Consider the following 22,336-nt stretch of genomic DNA (forward strand, 5'->3'; position numbering starts at 1 on the left):
GCCCGGAAAATCGGCCAGTGAGACAGCTTTGTGACTGAGCCGGGACAAAAAGGTTGCGCCATTCTAGGTCATCCCGGGGTTCTTCGCAGGAACAACCGTAAAATCATGAAGTCCGTCACAAACAAGAAAGCTGACCGATGGGCTATCCCCTGCCACCAGCGCTGCTATAATGCGCGCCCCTGCGAGCCTCTGAGCGGGTTCGCCCATTCTTCACTGGAGCTACACTCGTGATTGAACGCCTGCGCAATATTGCCATTATCGCCCACGTTGACCACGGCAAGACCACCCTGGTGGACAAGCTGCTGCAACAGTCCGGCACCCTGGGAGATCGCGCTGGCGACATCGAGCGGGTGATGGATTCCAATGATCTGGAGAAGGAGCGTGGCATCACCATCCTCTCCAAGAACACCGCCATTCAGTGGAATGACTACCGCATCAACATCGTGGACACCCCCGGACACGCCGACTTCGGCGGCGAGGTAGAGCGGGTCATGTCCATGGTGGATTCCGTACTGCTGCTGGTGGACGCAGTAGACGGCCCCATGCCACAGACCCGCTTCGTGACCCAGAAAGCCTTCGCGGCGGGCCTCAAGCCGATCGTAGTGATCAACAAGATCGACCGCCCCGGCGCCCGTCCTGACTGGGTGATGGATCAGGTGTTTGACCTGTTCGACAACCTGGGTGCCACTGACGAGCAGCTGGACTTCCCGGTGATCTACGCCTCCGCCCTGAACGGTATCGCCGGCCTGGAAGCCGACAACCTGGCCGACGACATGACTCCGCTGCTGCAGGCCATCGTCGACAAGGTGGACTACCCGGATGTGGACGCCGACGGTCCGTTCCAGATGCAGATCTCTTCCCTGGACTACAACAGCTACCTGGGCATCATCGGTATCGGCCGGGTCAAGCGTGGCCAGATCAAGGCCAACAGCCCGGTTAAGGTCATCGGTGCTGACGGCGCAACCCGTAACGGCAAGATCCTCACCATCATGGGCTACCATGGCCTGGAGCGTGTCGATGCCCCCACCGCCTCTGCCGGCGAAATCGTCTGCATCACCGGTCTGGATCCGCTGAACATTTCCGACACCCTGTGTGATCCAGCCAATGTAGAAGCCCTGACTCCGCTGAGCGTGGACGAGCCCACCGTGAGCATGTTCTTCCATGTGAACACCTCCCCGTTCGCCGGTCAGGAAGGCAAATTCGTGACCAGCCGCCAGATTCGCGAACGTCTGGAAGCCGAACTGAAGCACAACGTGGCCCTGCGCGTGGAAGAAACCGGCAGCGCCGACCAGTTCCGCGTCTCCGGTCGTGGCGAACTGCACCTGTCCGTGCTGATCGAGAACATGCGTCGTGAAGGCTTCGAGCTGGCCGTAGGCCGCCCGCAGGTAATCATCCGCGAAGAAGACGGTGTGAAGCAGGAGCCCTACGAAACCGTAGTGGCCGACGTGGAAGAACAGCACCAGGGTTCCATCATGGAGCAGCTGGGTCTGCGCAAGGCCGAGATGACCAACATGGAACCGGACGGCAAGGGCCGTGTGCGCCTGGAGTTCCTGGTTCCCAGCCGTGGCCTGATCGGCTTCCGCAGCCAGTTCCTGACCCTGACTTCCGGTACCGGCATCCTCAACAGCACCTTCAGCCACTATGGCGAATTCAAGGCCGGCGACATGGCCAAGCGCATCAACGGTGTACTGGTATCCATGGTGAAAGGCAAGGCGCTGGGCTTCGCTTTGTTCAACCTGCAGGAACGTGGCCGCATGCTGATCGACCCGAACGTGGAAGTGTATGAAGGTCAGGTTATCGGCATTCACAGCCGCGGCAACGATCTGGCCGTGAACCCCACCAAGGGCAAGCAGCTGACCAACATGCGCGCCTCCGGCACCGATGAAAACATCGTCCTGACTCCGCCGATCCGCTTCAGCCTGGAGCAGGCGCTGGACTTCATCGAAGATGATGAGCTGGTAGAAGTGACCCCGGAGAGCCTGCGCATTCGCAAAAAGCTGCTCACCGAAACCGAGCGCAAGCGCGCCGGCCGGGCGTAACCGAAAGCCGCAGCAATAAAAAAGCCGGGTAGTTACCCGGCTTTTTTATTGCTGCGGCCGCATCATGCGTCACGCAAAAGACTTCGCGCAAAGACCAAAACCCGCGCACCTGCGCCAGGGCAGCCTTTCGAAACTCGTTACTCGCAATTCGATACTCATCTTAAAAGCATCAACATCACCAGCACCCCGGCAAAGAATCCCACCAGCAATCCGGACAGAAACCCCGCCGAGGATAACGGCGCCGTCGGAGACGGGGACTCGGGCAGGTCTGGTTGCTCACGCTGATATTCTTCCACCAGTTCCAGGGCTCGGGCCTCTTCTTCATTATCCACCCATACCGACACCAGCCCTGCGGCCGGCAGCTCACCCATGCCACCCTGCAGCAGGTCGCCCTGCACCCGCGCGGCGATCCCTACCTGCTGAAGCAGATCTGCCACCACGTGGGCTTCCAACCCATCGCGGGCCTGATAGACACGACGCAATCTAGTCCGCCCTGTTCACGTCAGCCTTTTCCACCACTTCCAGCAGCGTATAACGCTCAGAACTGGCATCCGCGGGGGCGTCTTCCACCGGGGTCACCTTCACCCGCAGGGTGTACTGATAGCCGGATTCGAACTCGAACCCCTCGATCTTGCTGTAAAACAACGAGTAGTTTTCCTCACCATCACGGCGTACCTGCAGGCACGACATGGGACCGACACCGATACAGGCGGTGCGGTAAGGAGCCACCTCAAGCAGTTCGCCCTCAGGCTCCCCCTGGCACCCGCCCATCAACACCAGCGCTGACAATCCAGCCAAACCGATTTGCCATCCTCGCTTCATGCTCATTCCCTGTTATCCTTTACTCCCCCCATGAGTACCACGGCTCCGCCCTGACGGCAAAACACAATGCTGCACATCGCTCTGTACGAACCTGAAATCCCGCCCAATACCGGCAACATCATTCGCCTGGCAGCCAACACCGGCGCCACCCTGCACCTGATCGAACCGCTGGGCTTTTCACTGGACGAAAAGAAGCTGCGGCGCGCCGGGCTGGACTACCGGGAATTTGCCAACCTGCATCTTCACAGCAATTTCGAGACATTTTTACAGCAGATCTCGGGTCAACGACTGTTTGCCCTGACCACCAAAGCCAGCCGTCCACACAGCGAAGCCAGTTTCCAGGATGGCGATGTTCTGCTGTTCGGCCCGGAAACCCGCGGCCTGCCCCTGAACATCATCGATTCCCTGCCCACCGAACAACGCCTGCGCCTGCCCATGGTCCCCGACAGCCGCAGCCTTAACCTCAGTAACGCGGTGGCAGTGACGGTGTATGAGGCGTGGCGGCAGTTGGGATATGGAGGGGCAGTGAACAGTGAATAGTTAACAGTGAACAGCGCGCGGGGCTGGTTTGTTTCAGCCCCAAACGCAAGAGGCCGCGCCCAATACCTGAGCGCGGCCTCTTGCGTTTAAGAACAGGACAACCCCGCTTCGCGGCGCTGTTCACTATTCACTGTTAACTGTTCACTGCACTGTTTCGCCCTTCGCCTCAGCCTGGGCTTGCGCCTGCTGCTGGCGTTGCTGCTGATACAGGGCGTCGAAGTTGATCGGCTGCAGCAGCATCTGCGGGAAGGAGCCCTTGGCGACCAGGTCGGAGACCACTTCGCGGACGTAGGGGAACAGCAGGTTGGGACAGTAGGCTCCCAGCAGCTGGCCCAGCTCTTCGCCTTCGATACCCTTTACGGTGAAGATACCGGCCTGTTTGACTTCGGCCAGGTAGAAGGTCTTTTCTTCGTTCTCGTCCTTGGCGGTCACAGTCACCGTCAGCTCTACTTCATACTCGGTGCTCTCACCGACACGGCGTGCACCGTTGTTGATCTGCACGTTGACCTTGGGCTTCCACTCCTGCAGAAACACTTCCGGCGCGCCGGGACACTCGAAGGAGGCATCCTTGAGGTAAACACGCTGCAGTTGGAAAACCTGTTGCTGTTCGTCAGCCATTATTCTCTCCAGTTACTGATCGGCTCCGAGCAGGGCATCCAGTTCCCCCGCCCGCTCGAGAGCATAAAGTTCATCACACCCGCCAATGGGGTGATCATTGATAAAGATCTGCGGCACCGTGTGGGCTCCGCCACGCTGCATCATCACCTGACGCTGGGACGGGTCACGATCCACATCAGTGTCCTCATAGGACACGTTCTTGCTGTCCAGCAGCCGCTTGGCGCGGACACAGAAAGGGCACCACGCGGTTGTATAGAGTTCCACTTTCGCCATGGTTATCCCCTCCTGAAGTCAATTAGCCTTTCACTACCGGCAGTGAAGCGGAACGCCAGGCGTTGATGCCGCCCTGGATCCGGTACAGGTCTTCAAAGCCCTTGGTACGCAACTGCCTGCCAAGATGTGAGGCCTTACTGCCCATATCACAAGTCAGAATCAGCGGTTTGCCCTTGTATTTTTCCAGATCTGCAATACGCTCTAGGGCCTGACTGGCAGGAATATTGAGACTACCGGCAATATGCCCGGCACGAAACTCGTCACTGTCACGCAGATCCACGATGACAGCCTCATCCCGGTTGACCATGTTGGTGGCCATCTGCGGCGTCACCGGCTTGCCGCCCCGACGGGATTCAAGCACGAAAAATACAGCCCAAAGCAGGAAAAAGGCGGACACCAGAAGATAATGGTTGCTGGCGAATTCAAACAGTTGGCTCATGGGAACCCCGAATCAGTGGCGTTAATCCGTCCTGCGGGGCTTTATCCCTGCGGCCGGATCGATGAAAAATCGGCGCCAAGTATACACACCCCTTGGGGGGTAAGGTAAAACCATGCCGTCCACATTCCTTCCCCTTCGCCTCCCAGGCAGCGTCCTTGGCCTGCTATTGCTGTCCCTGCTATGCAACCTTGCACACGCCCAATCCACGCCCTCCAAGGCAGAACTGGAAGCCCTGAAAAGCCGCATCAGCGAGCTCAGCAAGGCGCAGGCGAAGGAACTGCGCCAGCGTGACTCGGTGCAGGCGGACCTGCGCGAAGCCGAATTACGTATCAGCCGTCTGGCCCGGGAACAACGGGATCTGGAAAAACGGGAGGCCGAAGCCAAGCAAAAGCTGCGCACGCTGGAGCAAGAGCAGGCGGCACTGGCCCGGGACAAACGCACCCAGGTGGAATGGCTGGCCCGCACTGTTCGCGCCAGTTATCAGAGCGGACGACAGGAACGCCTCAAGCTGCTGCTCAACCAGGAGCAACCAGACCAGATTGCCCGCCTGATGCGCTACCAGGAGTATTACCAGCGCGCCCGCACTGATCGGCTGGAAGCGGTCAAGGCCGAGCTGGTGGAGCTACAGGCGGTGAGCCAACGAGTCGCCAGCGCCCGCCAGGAGCTGCTGGAAAAGCGCAGCGAGATTCAGCAACACGCCAGCAAACTGGAACAGGCCCAGCAAAAGCGCCAGCAAAGCCTGGCCGCACTCAACCGCTCCCTGGACAGCCGCGGCAGCGACATCAACCAGCTCAAGAGCGACCAGCAGCGGCTGGCCAAATTACTGGAAGAGATGCGTCGCAGCTTTGACGACATTCCCGCCGACCTGGGCGGCAAGCCTTTCGGCAAGCTGGCCGGCAAACTCCCCTGGCCACTACCGGGACGCATCACCACTGGCTACAACAGCCGCCGCGAAGGCGCGTTGCGCTGGCAGGGTGTGATCATGTCAGCCCCCGGCGGCACCCCGGTGCGGGCCATTCACCCTGGCCGGGTAGTGTTCGCCGACTGGCTGCGCGGCTATGGCCTGCTTACCATTGTTGATCATGGTGACGGCTATCTGAGCCTGTATGGCTACAACCAGGCCCTGTTGCGCGAAGTCGGCGAATGGGTCTCCGCTGGCGACAGCCTGGCGCTGGCCGGCAACTCCGGCGGCAACATGGCCAGTGGTCTGTATTTCGAGATACGCCATCGCGGCAAGGCGGTGAACCCGACACGCTGGTGCGACCGCCGTGTTACACTGCCTCCGATTGCAAGGAACGACCAATAACACGCACGGCACACCGTGCTTCGGGGACACTTGATGCCAACATCACTCTCTCATTTTTTCCGCACCACCGCTGCTGCCAGCCTGCTTGCTCTTGGCTCACTGGCCCAGGCCACCGATCCCGCCCTGGATCGACAGGCTGAAAAGCAGGGTGTGCCGGTGGAAGAATTGCGCGCTTTTGCGGAGGTGATGGAGCGCATTCGCAGTGCCTATATCGAAGAGGTCAGCGATCGCGATCTGCTGGAATCCGCCATTCGCGGCATGCTCTACGAACTGGACCCTCACTCCAGCTATCTGACACCGGATCAGTTCGACGATCTGCAAGTCACCACCACTGGCGAATTTGGCGGTCTGGGTATCGAAGTGACCATGGAAGACGGCTTCGTCAAGGTGATCACTCCGGTGGATGAGTCCCCGGCCAGCAAGGCCGGCATCCAGGCCGGCGACCTGATTCTGAAAATCGACGAGACTTTCGTAAAGGGGCTGACCCTCCGAGAAGCCGTGGAACTGATGCGCGGTAAAATTGGCTCTGAAGTCGAGCTCATGGTGCTCAGCGCGGGGGAAGAAAACCCCCGCCAGGTGACCGTCACGCGTGACAAGATCCAGTTGCACAGTGTGCGCTCCCGAGTGCTGGAACCCGGGCTTGGTTATATCCGTATTTCCCAGTTCCAGAACAACACTGGCAACGATGCGGCCAGGGCGCTGGACAAGCTGGGCAAGGATGGCGAACTGAGCGGCCTGATTCTGGATCTGCGCAATAACCCGGGTGGCGTACTCGGTGGCGCTGTGGAAGTGGCCGACCTGTTCCTCAATAGCGGCCTGATCGTTTATACCGAAGGGCGCAGTCCGGAAAGTCGCAGCGAATTCAAGGCATCAGCCGGTGACCGCCTGGCAGGTGTTCCCCTGGTGGTGCTGGTCAACGGCGGCAGCGCCTCGGCATCCGAGATTGTCGCAGGCGCCCTGCAAGACCAGCACCGCGCGCTGGTGGTAGGCAACCGCACCTTTGGCAAGGGTTCCGTTCAGACGGTACTGCCACTGAGCAAGGACAAGGCACTGAAACTGACCACCGCCCGCTACTACACGCCGGCCGGCCGCTCCATTCAGGCCGAAGGCATTGTCCCGGATATCACTATCGACCAGGTGACCCATCTGGAAGTGCGTGAGGACCAGCAGCTGCGCGAAGCTGATCTGCCCCGCCATCTGGACAATGAGAACGGCGAAGGCAACAGCAAGAAGACAACCCCGTCGCTGGCTCAGGAGGATTACCCTCTGGCCCAGGCGCTGGCCATTCTCAAAGGGGCAGTCATGTCCCGGGCGGTCACGGGTCAGGCCTCCAGCGACACCCCCTGATGGCGAGTCCGATGACCAGGATCATCCTGCTGGCGCTGGCCCTGTGGGGCTCTGCCGCCAACGCAGGACAACCCCGCATTGCCATCATCATTGATGACCTGGGCTACAGCCGCCAGCATGGCCAGGCCATCGTGGATCTACCCGCCGCCGTCACCTGTGCGGTGATTCCGTTTTCTCCCCATGGCCAACGTCTCGCCAGACAGGCCAGTCAGCAGGGCAAGGAAGTCCTTATTCACATGCCAATGGCGGCGCACCAGCATGCCAGACTGGATCGGGGCGGCCTGACCACTGGCATGTCCGAGCCTCAATTACTCGCTCAGGTCCGCAAGGCACTGCAGCAGTTCCCGGAGGCCCGCGGCATGAATAACCACATGGGCAGTGCACTGACCGAACACAAGCAGTCCATGGGCTGGCTGATGGGTGAGCTCAAGGCTAACCAGCTATTCTTTGTGGATAGCCGCACCAGTGGTCGCTCTGTGGCACAGGATCAGGCCATGAAAGCCGGCCTGGCCAATGCTGGCAGGGACATTTTTCTCGATAATGACCGCAACCTGATAAAGATAAATAACCAGTTCAACAAGCTGATCAAGCTGGCGCGTCAGCGCGGCCATGCCATTGCCATTGGCCACCCCTATCCGGAAACCGTGCACTATCTGCAACAGGTACTGCCACTACTGAAACAGGCGGGCATCCAGGTGGTTCCAGTATCGGAACTGCTCTCCACGCCCGCGCCACAACTGAACACCGCAGCCGCTCTGCCCGGCGATCACGGCGAAAGCTGAGGGAGCCTCTGAATAACGCCTTGCACGCTCCAGGTCACGCTGAGTATTTATGCTCGTCAGGGTACGCAAGGAGTTATTCAGAGGCTCCCTGAGCATTACGACCGACACCAGTCAGCCGGGCGTAGCCAATCATCAGGAAACCGAACGCAAACATCAGCACCCCGTACACCGCCGAGGGCACAGACATGGCCTCGGAATGCAGCAGGGTCAGGGTAACCATCAGCCCGAGCGTGCCGTTCTTGATGCCCAGCTCAATGGCCACCGTGAAGGCCTGATCCCGGCTCAAACCAATCAGCCGGCCACCCAGCATCCCCAGTACGATACCGGCCACATTCAGGATGATGGCCGAGACCCCGGCCTTGCGGAACAGCTCGAAAGCCTCATCGCCCAGCTTCACCAGCAACAGCACAATCACCGCGATCAGCACCACCAGCCCCAGCAGCCCCACAGCCTTCTCTCCCTTCGCCGCCAGCACCGGCTTGAAGTGCCGAATCGTCATGCCAATAGCCACCGGCAGCAGCACAATCACGATCAGGGTGATCACCGTGCGCATCACTGGCAGCTCGATACTCATGGCGGAATCATGGAAGTGCTGCAGTGCCCAGCCGGTGAATGCGGGCAGTGAAACGATGGTGATCAGACTGGCGAGCACCGTGAGTACGATGGACAGCGCCACGTCACCACGGCCCAGATAGACAAACAGATTGGAGGTGGTACCCCCAGGGCAGGCGGCCACCACAATCAGCCCCACGGCCAGTGCCGGGGAAAGCTCCATCGCCACGGCCACCCCGAACGCCACCATCGGCAGCAAGAGGATCTGGCAGACCAGCCCATAGGTGGTACCCCGCGGGGCAATCGCCACCTCACGAAAATCCTTCGGGGTCAGCGTCATGCCCATGCCAACCATAATGAGAAACAGGGATATCGGCAGGCCAATATCAATCAGTGCACTGGAACCCATTGCGTACTCTCCCGGACTCTTTCTTATAGATATACATTCGAGAGTAATTCAGTGCAGAGGCTGCCACCAGCGGCAGAGCATGAACGGCATTGAGGATGGCGCTTTTGGCCATGATGAGAGGCCAGAGGCTGGACGCCTGAAGCCCGACGCCAAACAAAGGGGGGACAAGCTCCCACAGCGAGGCAACCCGGGCTGTGGGCTGATCACAAAAAAACCGCCGGGATCGGCGGTTTTTTGCGTCAGACGTCAGGCATCAGGCATCAGGCGTAAATCACAACCTCATCTCGATACCCGAGCTCTGCATGAAGCGCTTGGCTTCTTCCACGGAATATTCACCAAAGTGGAAGATGGATGCTGCCAGCACCGCATCAGCGCCACCCTGGATCACACCATCCACCAGGTGCTGCAGGTTGCCTACTCCGCCACTGGCGATCACCGGCACCGGCACCGCATCAGAAATGGCGCGAGTCAGGGCGATATCAAAACCGTTCTTGGTGCCATCACGATCCATGCTGGTAAGCAGGATCTCGCCGGCGCCGTAATCGGTCATGCGCTTTGCCCATTGCACCGCATCAAGGCCAGTGGGCTTGCGGCCACCATGGGTAAAGATTTCCCAGCGGTTGGGCTCGCTTTCGGCGCTGACCTTCTTGGCATCAATGGCCACCACAATGCACTGGGAACCAAACCGCTCCGCCGCTTCGCGAACGAATTCCGGGTTGTGCACGGCAGCAGAATTGATCCCTACCTTGTCCGCACCGGCGTTGAGCAGGTTACGAATATCTTCCAAGGTGCGCACACCGCCGCCCACGGTCAGGGGAATGAATACCTGGCTGGCGATCTGCTCTACCGTGTGCAGGGTAGTGTCACGCCCTTCATGACTGGCGGTGATATCCAGAAAGGTAATCTCATCGGCACCGGCATCGTTGTAGCGCTTTGCTACTTCCACCGGGTCACCGGCGTCACGGATGTCCACGAACTGGACACCCTTGACCACGCGACCATCGTCCACATCCAGACAGGGGATAATGCGTTTGGCGAGTCCCATGCTTGTCTCCGCCTCAGGCCCTGATCAGTTCGTCAGACAGGGCCTGACCTTCTGCAAAGTTCAGGGTGTTTTCGTAAATGGCACGTCCCGTGATGGCACCACTGATGCCCTGGTCTGCCACTGCACACAGGTTACGCACGTCATCCAGATTGGTGATGCCACCGGAAGCGATCACCGGGATGGACATGGACTGGGCCAGACGCACAGTGGCATCCACGTTGACGCCCTGCAGCATGCCGTCACGACTGATATCGGTATAAACGATGGCGGACACACCATCATTCTCGAACTGCCTGGCCAGATCGATCACGTTCACATCGGTCACATTGGCCCAACCATCGGTGGCCACCCAACCGTCTTTGGCGTCCAGGCCGACAATGATGTGGCCAGGGAACTGCTTGCACATGTCGCGCACGAACTCCGGCTCATTGACCGCCTTGGTGCCGATGATCACCCATTGCACGCCAGCATCCAGGTAGGCCTGAATGATCTCCGGGCTGCGGATGCCGCCACCAATCTGGATCGGCAGATCCGGGTACTTGCGGGCGATCGCCTTGACGATCTCGCCATTCACCGGCTCACCGGCAAAGGCACCATTCAGATCCACCAGATGAAGGCGACGGGCGCCCTGCTCGACCCAATGGGTGGCCACCGCCACCGGATCTTCGGAAAACACCGTATCGTCTTCCATCCGCCCCTGCTTGAGGCGAACACATTTTCCGTCTTTCAGGTCGATGGCAGGAATCAAAAGCATATCAAGTTCTCTAAAACTGAACCGTCACGGTGATGCAACGGAAGGAACGGTGGTTGTCGCTGTCAACTGTCCACTATCAACGGTCAACTGATCTTATGGTTGCCAGCGCAGGAAGTTTTCCAGCAGGGTGAGCCCGGCGTCGGCACTCTTTTCCGGGTGGAACTGCACCGCAAACACATTATTGCGGGTGGCCGCGGCGGCGAAACGGCGACCATAGTCGCAGTAACCCGCCACTTCCTCATCGGCCAGGCCGGTGACGCAGTAGCTGTGCACAAAATAAAAACGGGCGTTGTTGGCGATGCCGGCCCACATGGGGTGCGCCATGCCCTGCTGCACCTGGTTCCAGCCCATGTGCGGCACCTTCAGCTTGCTGCCAGTGTCATCCTGCATCTCTCCGAAGAAAGTCACTTCGCCGTCGAACACGCCGAGGCAGTCCACCCCGTTGTTTTCTTCACTGCGCGCCATCAGGGCCTGCATACCGACACAGATTCCCAGCAACGGCTTGCCGGCGGCGATCACATCCAGGATCGCCTGATCCAGGCCGGTTTCCCTGAGCACCGCAATGCAGTCACGAATGGCACCCACGCCAGGGAACACAACCCGGTCAGCGGCGCGAATCTGGTCGGCATCGCCGGTAATCAGGATCTGCTGGCCATTGGCCACCTTCTCCAGCGCCTTGCCTGCGGAGTGCAGGTTGCCCATGCCGTAATCGATAACGGCAACTACTTCAGTCATGGCTGCACTTACTCGCTTTCGCTCAGGGTACCCTTGGTGGAAGGGGTGATACCGCTCATGCGCTCGTCCGGCTCCACGGCCATGCGCAGGGCACGGCCAAAGGCCTTGAACACGGTCTCGGCCTGGTGGTGGGCATTCTTGCCACGCAGGTTGTCGATATGCAGGGTGATCATGCTGTGATTGACCAGCCCCTGGAAGAATTCATAGAACAGGTCCACATCGAAGCCGCCGATGCTGCCACGGGTGAAATCCACGAACATTTCCAGGCCGGGACGGCCGGACAGATCGACCACCACACGGGACAGGGCTTCATCCAGCGGCACATAGGCATGGCCATAGCGGCGTACACCCTTCTTGTCGCCTACCGCCTTGGCAAAGGCCTGGCCCAGGGTAATACCGATATCTTCCACGGTATGGTGAGCATCGATGTGCAAATCACCCTTGGCGGTAATCTCCAGATCTACCAGACCGTGGCGAGCCACCTGATCCAGCATGTGCTCCAGAAACGGCAAACCGGTGTCCAGTTTGCACTGGCCAGTACCATCCAGATTGATGGAAACCTGAATCTGGGTTTCCAGGGTGTTGCGCTCAACAGTCGCGCTTCGCTTGCTCATCTATACCTCCCGGGCATTGGGCCGGCTATTATACGCAGCCTGACGGCCTGTTGACACCATTGTGGCAGAGCCCCCATTCCCCAAACCAGCGGAGTCGCCCCATGCCTATCAGCGTTCAGGCCCACCCTCTCTCACCGGAACAATGTCAGACCTTCGAACAGGTACTGCGCGATGACCCGGAATACCGGGAAAAACTGCAGGCGGCGCAGGATGCAGGGGATCGCCGGCTGTTCGCGGCGCATTTCAATGGCAAGCGTGTGGCTATTGCCCTGATTGAGAAAAACCAGCCCGTACTGGACTGGATGGTGGTACACCCTGCCACCCGCGGCCGCGGGGTGGGCAAGGATTTTGTCCGTCTGATCGGCCAGGCACTGGGCGAGGAAGTGAACCTGCCAGCACACTGCCAGCAAGCCACCTCCTGATACCTGAAACGCTTATTCTGCGCTGGCGCCGTCGAAATCGGCCAACGGCAGACGCAGATGCAGGCTGAAGCCCCGGCCGGGACCGGGGCTTTCCGCCCACAGCTGGCCACCCACCTGCTCCACCATCACCCTTGCCATTGCCAGCGACAGGCCAAAGCCTTCCTCATGGTGCCGGGACCCCATCACAAAGAACGGCTCCATGATGTGCTCCAGCTGGTCGGCAGTGGCGCCCTTGCCCTCGTCCCGGATCACGAGATGGGCAAAGCCGTCGTTCACGCTGACTTCGCTGGACACTTCCACATGCCCGCCTTCGGCGCTGAAGCGAAGCGCATTATCCAACGCGATGGCGAACACTTCCCGCAACTCCGTCTCGCTGGCCCGTACCCGCAGGTTGGGGGAAACACGGTTGCGAATGGAGATACCGGCCTGTTCGATGCGATCGGAATCCTCCCGGATCAGCGCATCCATCATCCACATGGGCTGGCAGCTTCCCACCAGCGGCGCCTGATTACGGTCAGACAGATCAAAATACCGCAATGAAGTGCCAACAATGCCGATCAGGCGCTTCTGGCCCTTGCGCACCATGGCCCACACATCCACGTCGCTGTCTTCATTGCTGTTGCTGCCAAGGGAGTCCGCTGCGCCGATCCAGTTGATCGGCGTGTTCAGCTCATGGCTGATGTATTGCAGGAACATGGACTTGTCCTGGTTCATCTGCTCGATATCCGAGAGGTGTCGCTCCAGATTCTGCTGCGCTTCCAGGGCCAGCTGCTTGCGCTCGTTTTCCAGGAAACGAATCCGGTCACCCAGCGCCAGCGACAACATAACCACCACCCACAAAGCGCCGATATGCGGCAGATACGGTACCAGGGGATGGTAGGGAATTAACCCGAGATTGCCGATGGCATAGAAGAAAATGGTCAGCAGGAATATCGACCAGGCAAGCACATACAACCGGGCCACCCGGAACCCTTGCCGCCACACGGTCCAGCCCAGCCAGCTGAACAACACTATCGTCAGCAAGGCGATAAAGGTGGAAAGATGATAGGAGAATGGAGGCTGCAGCACCCACTGCAACAGGAACGCCACCCCGATCAGAATCAGGTAATGGCGCAACAGGCGATCATAACGCGGGAAGCGCTGCGCCAGCTGCAGGAACTGTCGCGAATACAATGCCAGCGCCAGCGCAATCACATAGGTCGCCAGCCAGAAATATTCATTAATCTTTGGCGTTTCCGGCCACAGAAACTGCAGGCCGTAGCCACTCACCGTGATGTTGAAGAAAATGATCCCGGCAAGAAACATCACAAAATGCAGGTGCACGTTGTCCCTGAGGGACAGGAACAGCATCAGGTTATAGATCAACATGATGGCCAATGAGCCATAGAACAGCCCCTGGATCAGTTGCTCCACATAGGAATATTCCACCAGCCCCTTGGCACTATAGAGCATGGGCATCATATTCAATGCCCCCTTGCCCTTAATCTTCAGGTAGTACTCTGTCACTCCACCATCATCGGTATCGAGAGAGAATACAAAGGAGCGGTGATTCATCGGCCGCAGCGAAAAGGGCCGTGTATCCCCCACCGGGAACGACTTGTAGCCCCCGGCAGAGTCCGGCACATAGAGCGTCAGTTCATCCAGAATGGGGTGACGCTCCACCATAAACCAGCTCCCCTCGGCGTTGCTGGCATCCACCGCAAAACGCAGCCAGATGGTGCTGTCGGTAAAACCGAAATTCAGCGCCGAAGCCTCACTGCTGCGAAAGCGACTGGCGAACTGGTTGCGCACCTGGTCAAGGGACCAGTCGCTTTCCGGGTCTTCGAGAATCTGCATCTTGTCGCCCAGCGTGACCTCTTCCCCGATTCCTTTCAGGGCAACAGGCTCGGGCTTGATTGCCTGCGCCGCCGAGCTCAGCAACGCCAACAGGACAAACAAAACCAAATGGAACTTTTGCAAAGGTCCTTCCCCTAACTATGACAAAGGAGCTTCCTTTAGCTCCTTTGCTGTTTCTGCGATTATGGTACGTCATTCCCACTGCTATAATCCGGGTCCACCGGCCAACACGCAAGGAGAGCTACATGGGACGCCTGCTAAAAATTTTGCTGATCACTGTAATTGCCATCATTCTGCTATTGGCGATAGCTGTTTTTGTGATCACCCAGGTGATTGATCCCAATGAATTCAAGCCGGAAATCGAGAAGCAGGCCCGCGAACAGGCCAACCTCACGTTGAACATCGAGGGCGACCTGGCCTGGCAGTTCTGGCCCTCCCTTGGCGTCAGCATCGGCCGCACCGAAGCACGCATTGCCGATCAGGAGGACCTTTTCGCAGCACTCAATGAGGCCTCCCTCAGCGTGGCAGTTCTGCCCCTGCTGTATGGCCAGGTGGAAATGGACGGTATCCGCCTTGCCGGCGTTGAAGTCAATCTGGTGGATGGCCCGGATGGCGCCAACTGGGAACTGATCGGCCCGCAGACACCGGCCACCGAGACAGAAAACACCGACACAGAAACCGGCAATCAGGACAGCGGCGAAAGCGGCAGCCTGGACATCCCACTCACCATCCCGGAAGTGGTGGTCTCCGATGGCAAGATCCGCTACCGCAACAGCAGCGACGGCACCGACATCGTGGTCGAGCACTTCAACCTGGGTGCCCAGGACGTGAATCTGGACAGCCCCTTCCCGCTGCAGATGTCCCTGCGCTACCAGGATCAGAGCGACATGCGCGTGGACATGAATCTGGACACGGTGCTGGCCGCCGATATCGACAACACCCATTTCGTGCTCAACCCGATGACCCTGGACGCCAACATTGCCGGCGCCACCACCATGCCGGTGGATGTGCATCTGGAGCAGAACCTGGATGTGAACCTCAATGACGACACCCTCAGCATCAAGGACCTGCTGATCACCGCTGCCGGCACCGAGACCCGCGGCAATGTGGATGTGAAAGCCCTCACCGGTGATCTGCAAGTCAGCGGCAAGCTCTCCACCCTGCCCTTTGATGCCAACAAGGTCCTCAAGGCCATTGGTGAAGCCCCCATTGAAACCACCGACAGTAACGCGCTCAGCAAGATCTCCCTGGATGCCACCCTGGGCGGCGAGCCGAACAGCATCATGGTCAAGCCGCTGACACTGAAACTGGACGACAGCACGCTCAGCGGCAGTGCCGGTCTGGCCAGCCTGGCGAGTGGGAAAATCGTGTTTGACCTGCTGCTCGACAAGATCAACCTGGACGGCTATATGCCGCCGTCTGTGGACACAGAGGAAGACAGCTCCGCCGCTGCAGGCACCGGCAAGACCGGCGGCACCGCCAGCCTGTCCACCGACGAACTGATCCCGGTAGACACCCTGCGACCGCTTCTGATCGACGGCAAATTCGCCATCGGCAGCCTCAGCTATGACGGCATTAGCGCCAGCGACATGAAGTTCGCTGTCACCGCCAAAGACGGCATCGTCAAACTGACCGAGGCCACCGGCAAGACCCTGGACGGCAGCTTCAGTGCCAAGGCTACCCTGGACGCCTCCGGCAAAACGCCGAAGATCACCGCCAGCAACAGCGTGACTAGCGTGCAGATACAACCCATCGCCCAGATGGCACTGGATGATGATCTGGCCAAGGGGATCTTCACCATGACCGGCACCTACAGCGCCAGTGGTAACAGCGAAAAGGCCCTGATGGATTCCGCCAAAGGGAACATTGACCTGAATCTGGCAGACGCCACCGTGCGAGGTCTGAACCTGTACCACACCCTGGTAGGCGGCGTGAACGACATGCTCGGCCAGTTCTCCGGACTAGCCGCCACCCTGATCCCCGGCCAGGAATCCGGCAAGCTGCCCTCCTCCCTGTCCGAAGACACCAAGATCCTCGACCTGAACTCCAAGGCACGTCTGGACAAGAATGTGGCCTACCTGGACAGCCTGGATGCGGTACTCAGCAAGGGCAAGATCAGCGGCAACGGCTGGATGAACATCCTCAACCAGGATTTCGATCTGAAGATCGGCATGCAGTCGCCAGAACTGGGTACTTCCAAGTACCTGACCGACACCACCTGGCCGCTGCGTTGCGAAGGTAACCTGGAAGGTGATCCGGCCAAGTGGTGTGGCCCGGACAAATCCGGCTTCAAGGACATCGGCAAACAGGTTGCCGCCAAGGCCACCCAGGACAAGCTGAAAGACAAGCTCGGCATTGAAGGCGAAGGTGACACCGCCGAAGAAGTCATCAAGGATGCCGCCAAGAAGAAGGCCAAGGAAGAGATGGACAAGCAGCTCCAGGACGGTCTGAAGAAGTTGTTTAATTAGGAGACGCTGCACGCTTCACGCAACATGCAGCACGCCAAAACCGGAAACCACCCGTAGGGCGGAAATGGGCGAAAGCCCATCTCCGCCATTACTGTCCAGAACCTGATGCCGAACAAATCGCTTAGCCCAAAACGATTCAGCCAGAACCTGCTTGCCTGGTACGACCAGTACGGGCGTCAGGACCTGCCCTGGCAGCATCCGCGCACGCCCTACCAGGTGTGGATCTCGGAAATCATGTTGCAGCAGACCCAGGTCACCACCGTCATCCCCTACTTCGAGCGTTTCATGGAGCGCTTTCCGGACGTGCAGACCCTGGCACTGGCCGAACAGGACGAGGTGCTGCACCTGTGGACCGGCCTCGGCTACTACGCCCGTGCCCGCAATCTGCACAAGTGCGCCAAACAGCTGCTCGAGAACTACCGGGGTGACTTCCCGGAAACCGTTGAGGAGGTAGCCACCCTGCCCGGCATCGGTCTCTCCACCGCCGGCGCCATCCTCGCCCAGAGTCGCGGGGTGCGTGCCTCCATCCTGGATGGCAACGTGAAACGGGTACTTTCCCGCCTGCACTCGGTGGAAGGCTGGCCCGGCAAGAAACCGGTGGAAACCCGGCTGTGGGAACTGGCCGAGCACTATACCCCCCATGAAAGACTGGCCGACTACACCCAGGCCATCATGGATCTGGGCGCCACCCTGTGTCGTCGCGGCAAACCCGACTGCGAGGCCTGCCCCCTGAATCAGGGCTGCTCCGCCTTCGCCAATGGCAACCCGCAGGACTTTCCCGGCAAGAAACCAAAGAAGGTCATCCCGGTGCGCACCACCACCATGCTGATCCTGCGCAACGAGCAAGGCCATGTATGGCTGGAACAACGCCCCTCACAGGGTATCTGGGGCGGTCTGTGGTGCTTCCCGCAGACCGAGACCAGCGAAGAAGCCAATGCCGCCCTTGAGGCTCGCGCCTTTAGCCCCTGCGCTGATGCCCAGCCCCTGGACGGCTTCCGCCATACTTTCAGTCATTTCCATCTGGATATTTCCCCGCTGGTAATTCCGGTCCGGGCCTCGGGTACGCGGGACAGCGAGGGCCAGTGGGTCGACCCCGTCCAACCCGGCACCTTGGGCCTTGCCGCCCCGGTAAAGAAACTGCTGGCGACACTGGACAGCCCACGCCAGTCACGCATGTTATAGTCCACCCCACATGTATCAGCCCACGGAGTTGCCATGAGCCGCACGGTAATGTGCCGCAAATACCAGACAGAACTGGAAGGTCTGGACCGCGCCCCCTTCCCCGGCCCCAAGGGTCAGGACATCTTTGAGCATGTCTCGAAGAAAGCCTGGCAGGAATGGCTGCACGAACAGACCATGCTGATCAACGAAAAGCACCTGAACGTGATGGATCCGCAGGCCAAGGCGTTTCTGGATGAGCAACGTGAGCGTTTTCTGAACAACGAAAACTACGAAAAAGCCGAGGGATACACCCCGGTTGCTCACGATGCGAACAAATGAACGCCTGATGGGTTGACGCGCCCCGTTCCAGAGGCTTTAATACGCGCCCTGATTGCCCGGATAGCTCAGTCGGTAGAGCAGGGGATTGAAAATCCCCGTGTCGGTGGTTCGATTCCGCCTCCGGGCACCATCTTCGAAAAGGCCTCGCTTCGCGAGGCCTTTTTCGTTTCTGCCTCTCAGCCGTTCACGGCTACCTTCTTCACGCCACCTCCGCTAACGTTAGCCCAACGCTTCCACCCCGGACTCAGGATATGCGCCACCCGCTGTTGTTGATTTGCCTGCTTTTCGCTCTGAGCGGCTGTGATCAAACGCCCACAGGCCGAGACCAGCTGGCGGTGATTCCGGACAGTATGATGGCCGACTTCGGGCGGCAAACCTTTATGCAAATTCAGCAACAGGTTCCGCCAAGCAACGATGAGCAAGCCAACCAGCGGGTGCAGTGTGTGGCGACTCATCTGATCAGCCAGATCGCCAACCGTTTTCCCGGAAGCCCGTTACCGGATACCTGGGAGGTAGTCCTGTTTGCCAACGACACGCCCAATGCCTTCGCCGTGGCCGGGGGCAAGATTGGCGTGAACCGGGGGCTGCTGACCGTGGCTGAAACCAATGACCAGCTGGCTGCCGTGATCGGCCACGAGGTAGCGCATGTACTGGCCCGCCACGGCAACGAACGGCTGACTCAGGAATTGGGCATCAAGGCCACCCTGATGCTGATTGGATTGCTGAGCGAAGGGGATGCCGACACCGAGAGCATACTGCAGGCATTGGGGCTGGGCGCCTACCTCGGTATCGCCCTCCCCTTCAGCCGTGCCCATGAAGAAGAAGCCGACCTGATGGGGCTGGAACTGATGGCCAGCGCCGGCTTTGATCCGCGGGAAAGTACAGCGCTGTGGCGCAACATGGCCAAGGCCGGCGGCGGCCAGCCTCTCGAATTTCTCTCCACCCACCCCAACCATGACAGCCGGATCGAAGCACTAGGCGAACGCATGGGTAACGCAATGTCGCTCTATGAGCAGGCAACGGCAACGGACTGTGAACGGTAAAAGTCAGAAGCGAGTCACGAGTTTCGAGCCGCGAAACCCGGACATTACCAGCAGGGTCTCGCCTTTCGAAACTCGCTTCTCGTCACTCGCAACCTTCCTGGTCAGCTGGCAGCGGCTTCCTTGACGGAAACCTTCTTGACCGCCGGCTGCCAGTCGTAGTCCTTCATGTTCAGCGTCCAGGTGCGCGCCATGAACTGGAAGGTAGCGTGGGGCCACAGGGCGGTGTTACGGCCATCCGCCTGCTGATACCAGCTGCTGCAGCCGCCGTTCTGCCAGACCGTGCCTTTCAGCTCGTCCTGCAGCTTGTCGTTGAAGCGATCCTGCACATCCTGCTTCACATCCAGCCAGGCATCGCCACGCTTATCCAGCTTGGTGATGGCATCCATGATGTAGCGCACCTGGCTCTCGATCATGAAGATGATGGAGTTATGCCCCAGGCCAGTGTTTGGGCCCACCAGCTGGAACATGTTCGGGTAACCGCTCACGGTAGTGCCCAGATAGGCCTGCGCTGCATCCTTCCAGTCATCCTGCAGACGACGGCCAGGCAGCCCGGTGATCTCGAAATCCTTCATGTAGATACGCGGATCCACGATGAAACCGGTACCCAGCACAATGCAGTCTGCCTGCTGCTCAGAACCATCACTGAACACCACGCTGTTTTCCCGGATTTCCTTCACCCCTTCGGTCACCAGCTCCACGTTGTCGCGGTTGAAGGTGGGGTAGTAATTGTTGGAAATCAGAATCCGCTTACAACCCAGGGTGTAGTTGGGTACCAGCTTGCGCGCGGTCTCCTTGTCCTTCACCTGGTAGTTGATGAAGGCTTTCAGGGCCGGTTCGGCCAGCTTGGCCAGACGCGGGTTGAAGATCGGCAGTACGCGCGCTTCGTTGCTCAGGTAAAGGCGCAGACGATGCAGCTTGCGCAGGGCCGGGAAGCGGCGGAACACCCACTTGCTCAGGCCGGAATAGGCGCGCTCATCGCGGGGGATGATCCACGGCGGAGTACGCTGCACCACAGTCAGATGACCTGCAGCTTTCGCTACATGAGGTACATACTGGATGGCGCTGGCACCGGTGCCGATGGACACCACCTTCTTGCCGGCCATGTCGTAGTCCTGGTCCCACAGGGCAGAGTGGATGATCTTGCCCTTGAACGACTCCATGCCCTTGAAGTTGGGGAATGACGGCACATGCAGGGGGCCGCTGGCCAGCACCCAATGCTGGCAGACCACCTGGGAGCCATCCGCCAGGTCCAGGGTCCACAGAGCGGCCTTGTCGTCAAAATGCGCGCCAGTCACTTCCGCATTGAAGCGGGTGTACTGACGCAGATTGTGCTTCTGGCTCACGCCTTCAATGTAGTTGTGGATTTCCTGCTGGCCACTATAGCGGTGGCTCCAGTCCGGGTTGCCCTCGAAGGAGAAGGAGTACATGTGAGACTGCACATCACAGGCCGCGCCCGGATAGCTGTTGTGATACCAGGTACCGCCCATGCCATTGCCTTTCTCCAGCAGCACGAAGTCCTCGATACCCGCTTCACGCAGCTTGATGGCCATGCACATACCGCCAAAACCGCCACCAACAATGGCGACTTTTACGCGACGGGTTTTTACGTTGATCTGGGCCTGACTTGTCATTATTCGTCTCCTCCGGCAATCCGGTGTGTAGGCATGACGACACTGTATCCTTGCCCAACCGTAGTGAATACGTGTTAACCTGACTGAAAAATTGATAATTCCGGCCATGTCTGCACGCTCGATACTCGCATTGATCTACACCATCGACCTGCTCGAGAAAGAGCAGGGCATGGACTGTGCGCCAGTGCTGGCGCGCCATGGGCTGGACCGAAACAAACTGGACCCGAGCAGCGAGATTGGCCGCGACCGGGAATTGCTGATCTTTACCGAGCTGCTCCCGCAGGTGGACGATCCCCTGCTCGGCTTCAGGATGGGCAGCAGTTTTGGCTTCGCCGGCTATGGCCAGCTGGCCATGCTGTTCATGACCAGCGAGACCGCCTTCCAGGGATTTCAGTTCGGGGTGAAATACCAGGCACTGACCTATCTGTATGGAGAGCTGGCGCTGGTGCCAGGGGAAACCACCACTGCACTGGAGCTCCACCCGATCCCCCTGCCACCGGAAGTCAGCCGCACCCTGATCGACCGCGACATGGTCGGCACCTTCAAACTGATCAACGACATCCAGACCCAGCTCAACCTGAGCCTGAAACCGGTGGAGGTGTGGATGCCCTACCCTCGCCCCGCTGAAGCCCAGGTCTTCGAGGACTATTTCGGCTGCCCCGTGCTCTATGACCAGCCCTATTGCAAGGCGCTCATCAGTAACGAAGACATGGCCATTCGCCTGCCGGGCTACAACAAGATGGCCCAGGACATGTACCGCGACCAGTGCGACGCCATGCTGGCACGGAGAGAGGCCCCCAGCGACCACCTCGCAGACCGGGTCTGCGCCTACCTGAACCTGTTTGCCCGCACCTTTCCTTCCGCTGAACAGGTGGCCCAGGCCTTCAGCATCCCCGAGCGCAGCTTCCGCCGCCAGCTCAGCAAGGAAGGCCGCCCCTTTCAGGGCATCATGGACAAGGTCAGGGAAGAAAAGGCCAAACGCTACCTGGCCGACTCAGACCGCAGCGTCGCGGAGATCGCTGAACTGCTCGGCTACAGCGAATCCGCCGCCTTTGTCAGGGCGTTTGAGCGCTGGACGGGGGTGACACCGGCGCGTCACCGCAAAGGAATTAATAATTAATAATGAATAGTTAATAATTACGCGGAAAAGGTTTTCTGCAT

23 protein-coding genes and 1 tRNA gene are annotated in these 22,336 nt (G+C 59.4%); 12 read left to right on the forward strand and 12 right to left on the reverse strand.

All coding sequences use genetic code 11. The features are described 5' to 3' along the window. Window positions 1-227: 227 nt before the first annotated feature. Entirely contained in the window at window positions 228-2,039 is a 1,812-nt protein-coding gene (typA, locus tag MWU49_RS07875; protein ID WP_246970331.1) for a translational GTPase TypA, read from the forward strand. Window positions 2,040-2,194: 155 nt separating this feature from the next. Here typA and MWU49_RS07880 read toward each other — a convergent pair whose 3' ends face one another. Together MWU49_RS07880 and MWU49_RS07885 are read right to left on the reverse strand one after the other, a co-directional pair. Next, window positions 2,195-2,521, reverse strand: a complete 327-nt coding sequence (locus MWU49_RS07880; RefSeq protein ID WP_246970334.1) for a DUF2007 domain-containing protein — start codon at window positions 2,519-2,521, stop codon at window positions 2,195-2,197. A 1-nt stretch (window position 2,522) separates the two neighbouring features. Next, window positions 2,523-2,867 carry a DUF4377 domain-containing protein gene (locus MWU49_RS07885; protein ID WP_246970337.1) on the reverse strand — a complete coding sequence of 115 codons (345 nt, stop codon included), beginning with the start codon at window positions 2,865-2,867 and terminating at the stop codon, window positions 2,523-2,525. A 60-nt stretch (window positions 2,868-2,927) separates the two neighbouring features. On the opposite strand from MWU49_RS07885, the gene trmL reads away from it, so the two are divergent. Continuing rightward, a complete protein-coding gene (gene trmL / locus MWU49_RS07890) occupies window positions 2,928-3,401 on the forward strand; it encodes a tRNA (uridine(34)/cytosine(34)/5-carboxymethylaminomethyluridine(34)-2'-O)-methyltransferase TrmL (protein WP_246970340.1) in 474 nt (157 codons plus the stop codon). 141 nt (window positions 3,402-3,542) lie between these two features. Here the strand turns inward: trmL and secB are convergent, their stop codons facing one another. The 3 genes from secB to MWU49_RS07905 are packed head-to-tail and all read right to left on the reverse strand — an operon-like array spanning window position 3,543 to window position 4,731. Next, window positions 3,543-4,019 carry a protein-export chaperone SecB gene (gene secB, locus MWU49_RS07895; RefSeq protein WP_246970342.1) on the reverse strand — a complete coding sequence of 159 codons (477 nt, stop codon included), beginning with the start codon at window positions 4,017-4,019 and terminating at the stop codon, window positions 3,543-3,545. Between the two features lie 12 nt (window positions 4,020-4,031). After that, window positions 4,032-4,292 carry a glutaredoxin 3 gene (gene grxC, locus MWU49_RS07900; protein ID WP_246970343.1) on the reverse strand — a complete coding sequence of 87 codons (261 nt, stop codon included), beginning with the start codon at window positions 4,290-4,292 and terminating at the stop codon, window positions 4,032-4,034. 22 nt (window positions 4,293-4,314) lie between these two features. After that, entirely contained in the window at window positions 4,315-4,731 is a 417-nt protein-coding gene (locus MWU49_RS07905; protein WP_246970344.1) for a rhodanese-like domain-containing protein, read from the reverse strand. Window positions 4,732-4,843: 112 nt separating this feature from the next. On the opposite strand from MWU49_RS07905, the gene MWU49_RS07910 reads away from it, so the two are divergent. Genes MWU49_RS07910 through MWU49_RS07920 form a run of 3 tightly spaced genes read left to right on the forward strand, consistent with a single transcriptional unit; the run spans window position 4,844 to window position 8,166 of the window. Further along, entirely contained in the window at window positions 4,844-6,037 is a 1,194-nt protein-coding gene (locus MWU49_RS07910; protein WP_246970345.1) for a peptidoglycan DD-metalloendopeptidase family protein, read from the forward strand. Window positions 6,038-6,070: 33 nt separating this feature from the next. After that, on the forward strand, window positions 6,071-7,384 hold the full coding sequence (locus MWU49_RS07915) for a S41 family peptidase (RefSeq protein ID WP_246970346.1): 1,314 nt from the start codon (window positions 6,071-6,073) through the stop codon (window positions 7,382-7,384). 11 nt (window positions 7,385-7,395) lie between these two features. Beyond that, window positions 7,396-8,166 (forward strand): divergent polysaccharide deacetylase family protein, encoded by a 771-nt coding sequence (locus MWU49_RS07920; protein ID WP_246970347.1) that lies wholly within the window; start codon window positions 7,396-7,398, stop codon window positions 8,164-8,166. A 73-nt stretch (window positions 8,167-8,239) separates the two neighbouring features. On the opposite strand, the gene MWU49_RS07925 is transcribed toward MWU49_RS07920, so the two are convergent. The 5 genes from MWU49_RS07925 to hisB all read right to left on the reverse strand — a co-directional run bounded on the left by MWU49_RS07925 (window position 8,240) and on the right by hisB (window position 12,275). Continuing rightward, a complete protein-coding gene (locus MWU49_RS07925) occupies window positions 8,240-9,127 on the reverse strand; it encodes a bile acid:sodium symporter family protein (protein WP_246970348.1) in 888 nt (295 codons plus the stop codon). A 271-nt stretch (window positions 9,128-9,398) separates the two neighbouring features. After that, complete coding sequence (gene hisF, locus MWU49_RS07930; protein ID WP_246970351.1) at window positions 9,399-10,172, reverse strand: imidazole glycerol phosphate synthase subunit HisF; 774 nt, start codon at window positions 10,170-10,172, stop codon at window positions 9,399-9,401. A 13-nt stretch (window positions 10,173-10,185) separates the two neighbouring features. Further along, window positions 10,186-10,926: a 1-(5-phosphoribosyl)-5-[(5-phosphoribosylamino)methylideneamino]imidazole-4-carboxamide isomerase gene (gene hisA / locus MWU49_RS07935; RefSeq protein ID WP_246970353.1), complete on the reverse strand. Its 741-nt coding sequence runs from the start codon at window positions 10,924-10,926 to the stop codon at window positions 10,186-10,188. Window positions 10,927-11,019: 93 nt separating this feature from the next. After that, window positions 11,020-11,661, reverse strand: a complete 642-nt coding sequence (hisH, locus tag MWU49_RS07940) for an imidazole glycerol phosphate synthase subunit HisH (protein ID WP_246970355.1) — start codon at window positions 11,659-11,661, stop codon at window positions 11,020-11,022. An 8-nt stretch (window positions 11,662-11,669) separates the two neighbouring features. Beyond that, window positions 11,670-12,275: an imidazoleglycerol-phosphate dehydratase HisB gene (gene hisB, locus MWU49_RS07945; RefSeq protein WP_246970357.1), complete on the reverse strand. Its 606-nt coding sequence runs from the start codon at window positions 12,273-12,275 to the stop codon at window positions 11,670-11,672. Window positions 12,276-12,376: 101 nt separating this feature from the next. Between hisB and MWU49_RS07950 the strand changes: the two genes are divergently transcribed. Next, window positions 12,377-12,697: a GNAT family N-acetyltransferase gene (locus MWU49_RS07950; protein ID WP_246970359.1), complete on the forward strand. Its 321-nt coding sequence runs from the start codon at window positions 12,377-12,379 to the stop codon at window positions 12,695-12,697. A gap of 12 nt (window positions 12,698-12,709) precedes the next feature. Here the strand turns inward: MWU49_RS07950 and MWU49_RS07955 are convergent, their stop codons facing one another. Beyond that, window positions 12,710-14,656, reverse strand: coding sequence for a sensor histidine kinase (locus tag MWU49_RS07955; RefSeq protein ID WP_246970361.1), 1,947 nt, complete (start codon window positions 14,654-14,656; stop codon window positions 12,710-12,712). Between the two features lie 122 nt (window positions 14,657-14,778). Here MWU49_RS07955 and MWU49_RS07960 point away from each other — a divergent pair, with 122 nt between their 5' ends. The 5 genes from MWU49_RS07960 (at window position 14,779) to MWU49_RS07980 (ending at window position 19,544) form a co-directional block, all read left to right on the forward strand. Next, window positions 14,779-17,001 carry an AsmA family protein gene (locus tag MWU49_RS07960; RefSeq protein WP_246970365.1) on the forward strand — a complete coding sequence of 741 codons (2,223 nt, stop codon included), beginning with the start codon at window positions 14,779-14,781 and terminating at the stop codon, window positions 16,999-17,001. 105 nt (window positions 17,002-17,106) lie between these two features. Then, window positions 17,107-18,183 (forward strand): A/G-specific adenine glycosylase, encoded by a 1,077-nt coding sequence (gene mutY / locus MWU49_RS07965; protein ID WP_246970368.1) that lies wholly within the window; start codon window positions 17,107-17,109, stop codon window positions 18,181-18,183. Between the two features lie 33 nt (window positions 18,184-18,216). After that, window positions 18,217-18,501, forward strand: a complete 285-nt coding sequence (locus MWU49_RS07970; RefSeq protein WP_246970371.1) for an oxidative damage protection protein — start codon at window positions 18,217-18,219, stop codon at window positions 18,499-18,501. Window positions 18,502-18,555: 54 nt separating this feature from the next. After that, window positions 18,556-18,631: transfer RNA gene (locus MWU49_RS07975), tRNA-Phe, on the forward strand. A gap of 121 nt (window positions 18,632-18,752) precedes the next feature. Next, window positions 18,753-19,544 carry a M48 family metallopeptidase gene (locus MWU49_RS07980; RefSeq protein ID WP_246970373.1) on the forward strand — a complete coding sequence of 264 codons (792 nt, stop codon included), beginning with the start codon at window positions 18,753-18,755 and terminating at the stop codon, window positions 19,542-19,544. Window positions 19,545-19,645: 101 nt separating this feature from the next. Here the strand turns inward: MWU49_RS07980 and MWU49_RS07985 are convergent, their stop codons facing one another. Continuing rightward, window positions 19,646-21,175, reverse strand: a complete 1,530-nt coding sequence (locus MWU49_RS07985) for an NAD(P)/FAD-dependent oxidoreductase (RefSeq protein WP_246970375.1) — start codon at window positions 21,173-21,175, stop codon at window positions 19,646-19,648. Between the two features lie 106 nt (window positions 21,176-21,281). On the opposite strand from MWU49_RS07985, the gene MWU49_RS07990 reads away from it, so the two are divergent. Continuing rightward, the gene (locus MWU49_RS07990) at window positions 21,282-22,295 is read left to right on the forward strand and encodes an AraC family transcriptional regulator (protein ID WP_246970377.1); all 1,014 of its coding nucleotides are present in this window, start codon (window positions 21,282-21,284) and stop codon (window positions 22,293-22,295) included. Window positions 22,296-22,336: the final 41 nt, after the last annotated feature.

The organism is Alcanivorax sp. S6407, assembly GCF_023016115.1.
Lineage (GTDB): Bacteria > Pseudomonadota > Gammaproteobacteria > Pseudomonadales > Alcanivoracaceae > Alcanivorax.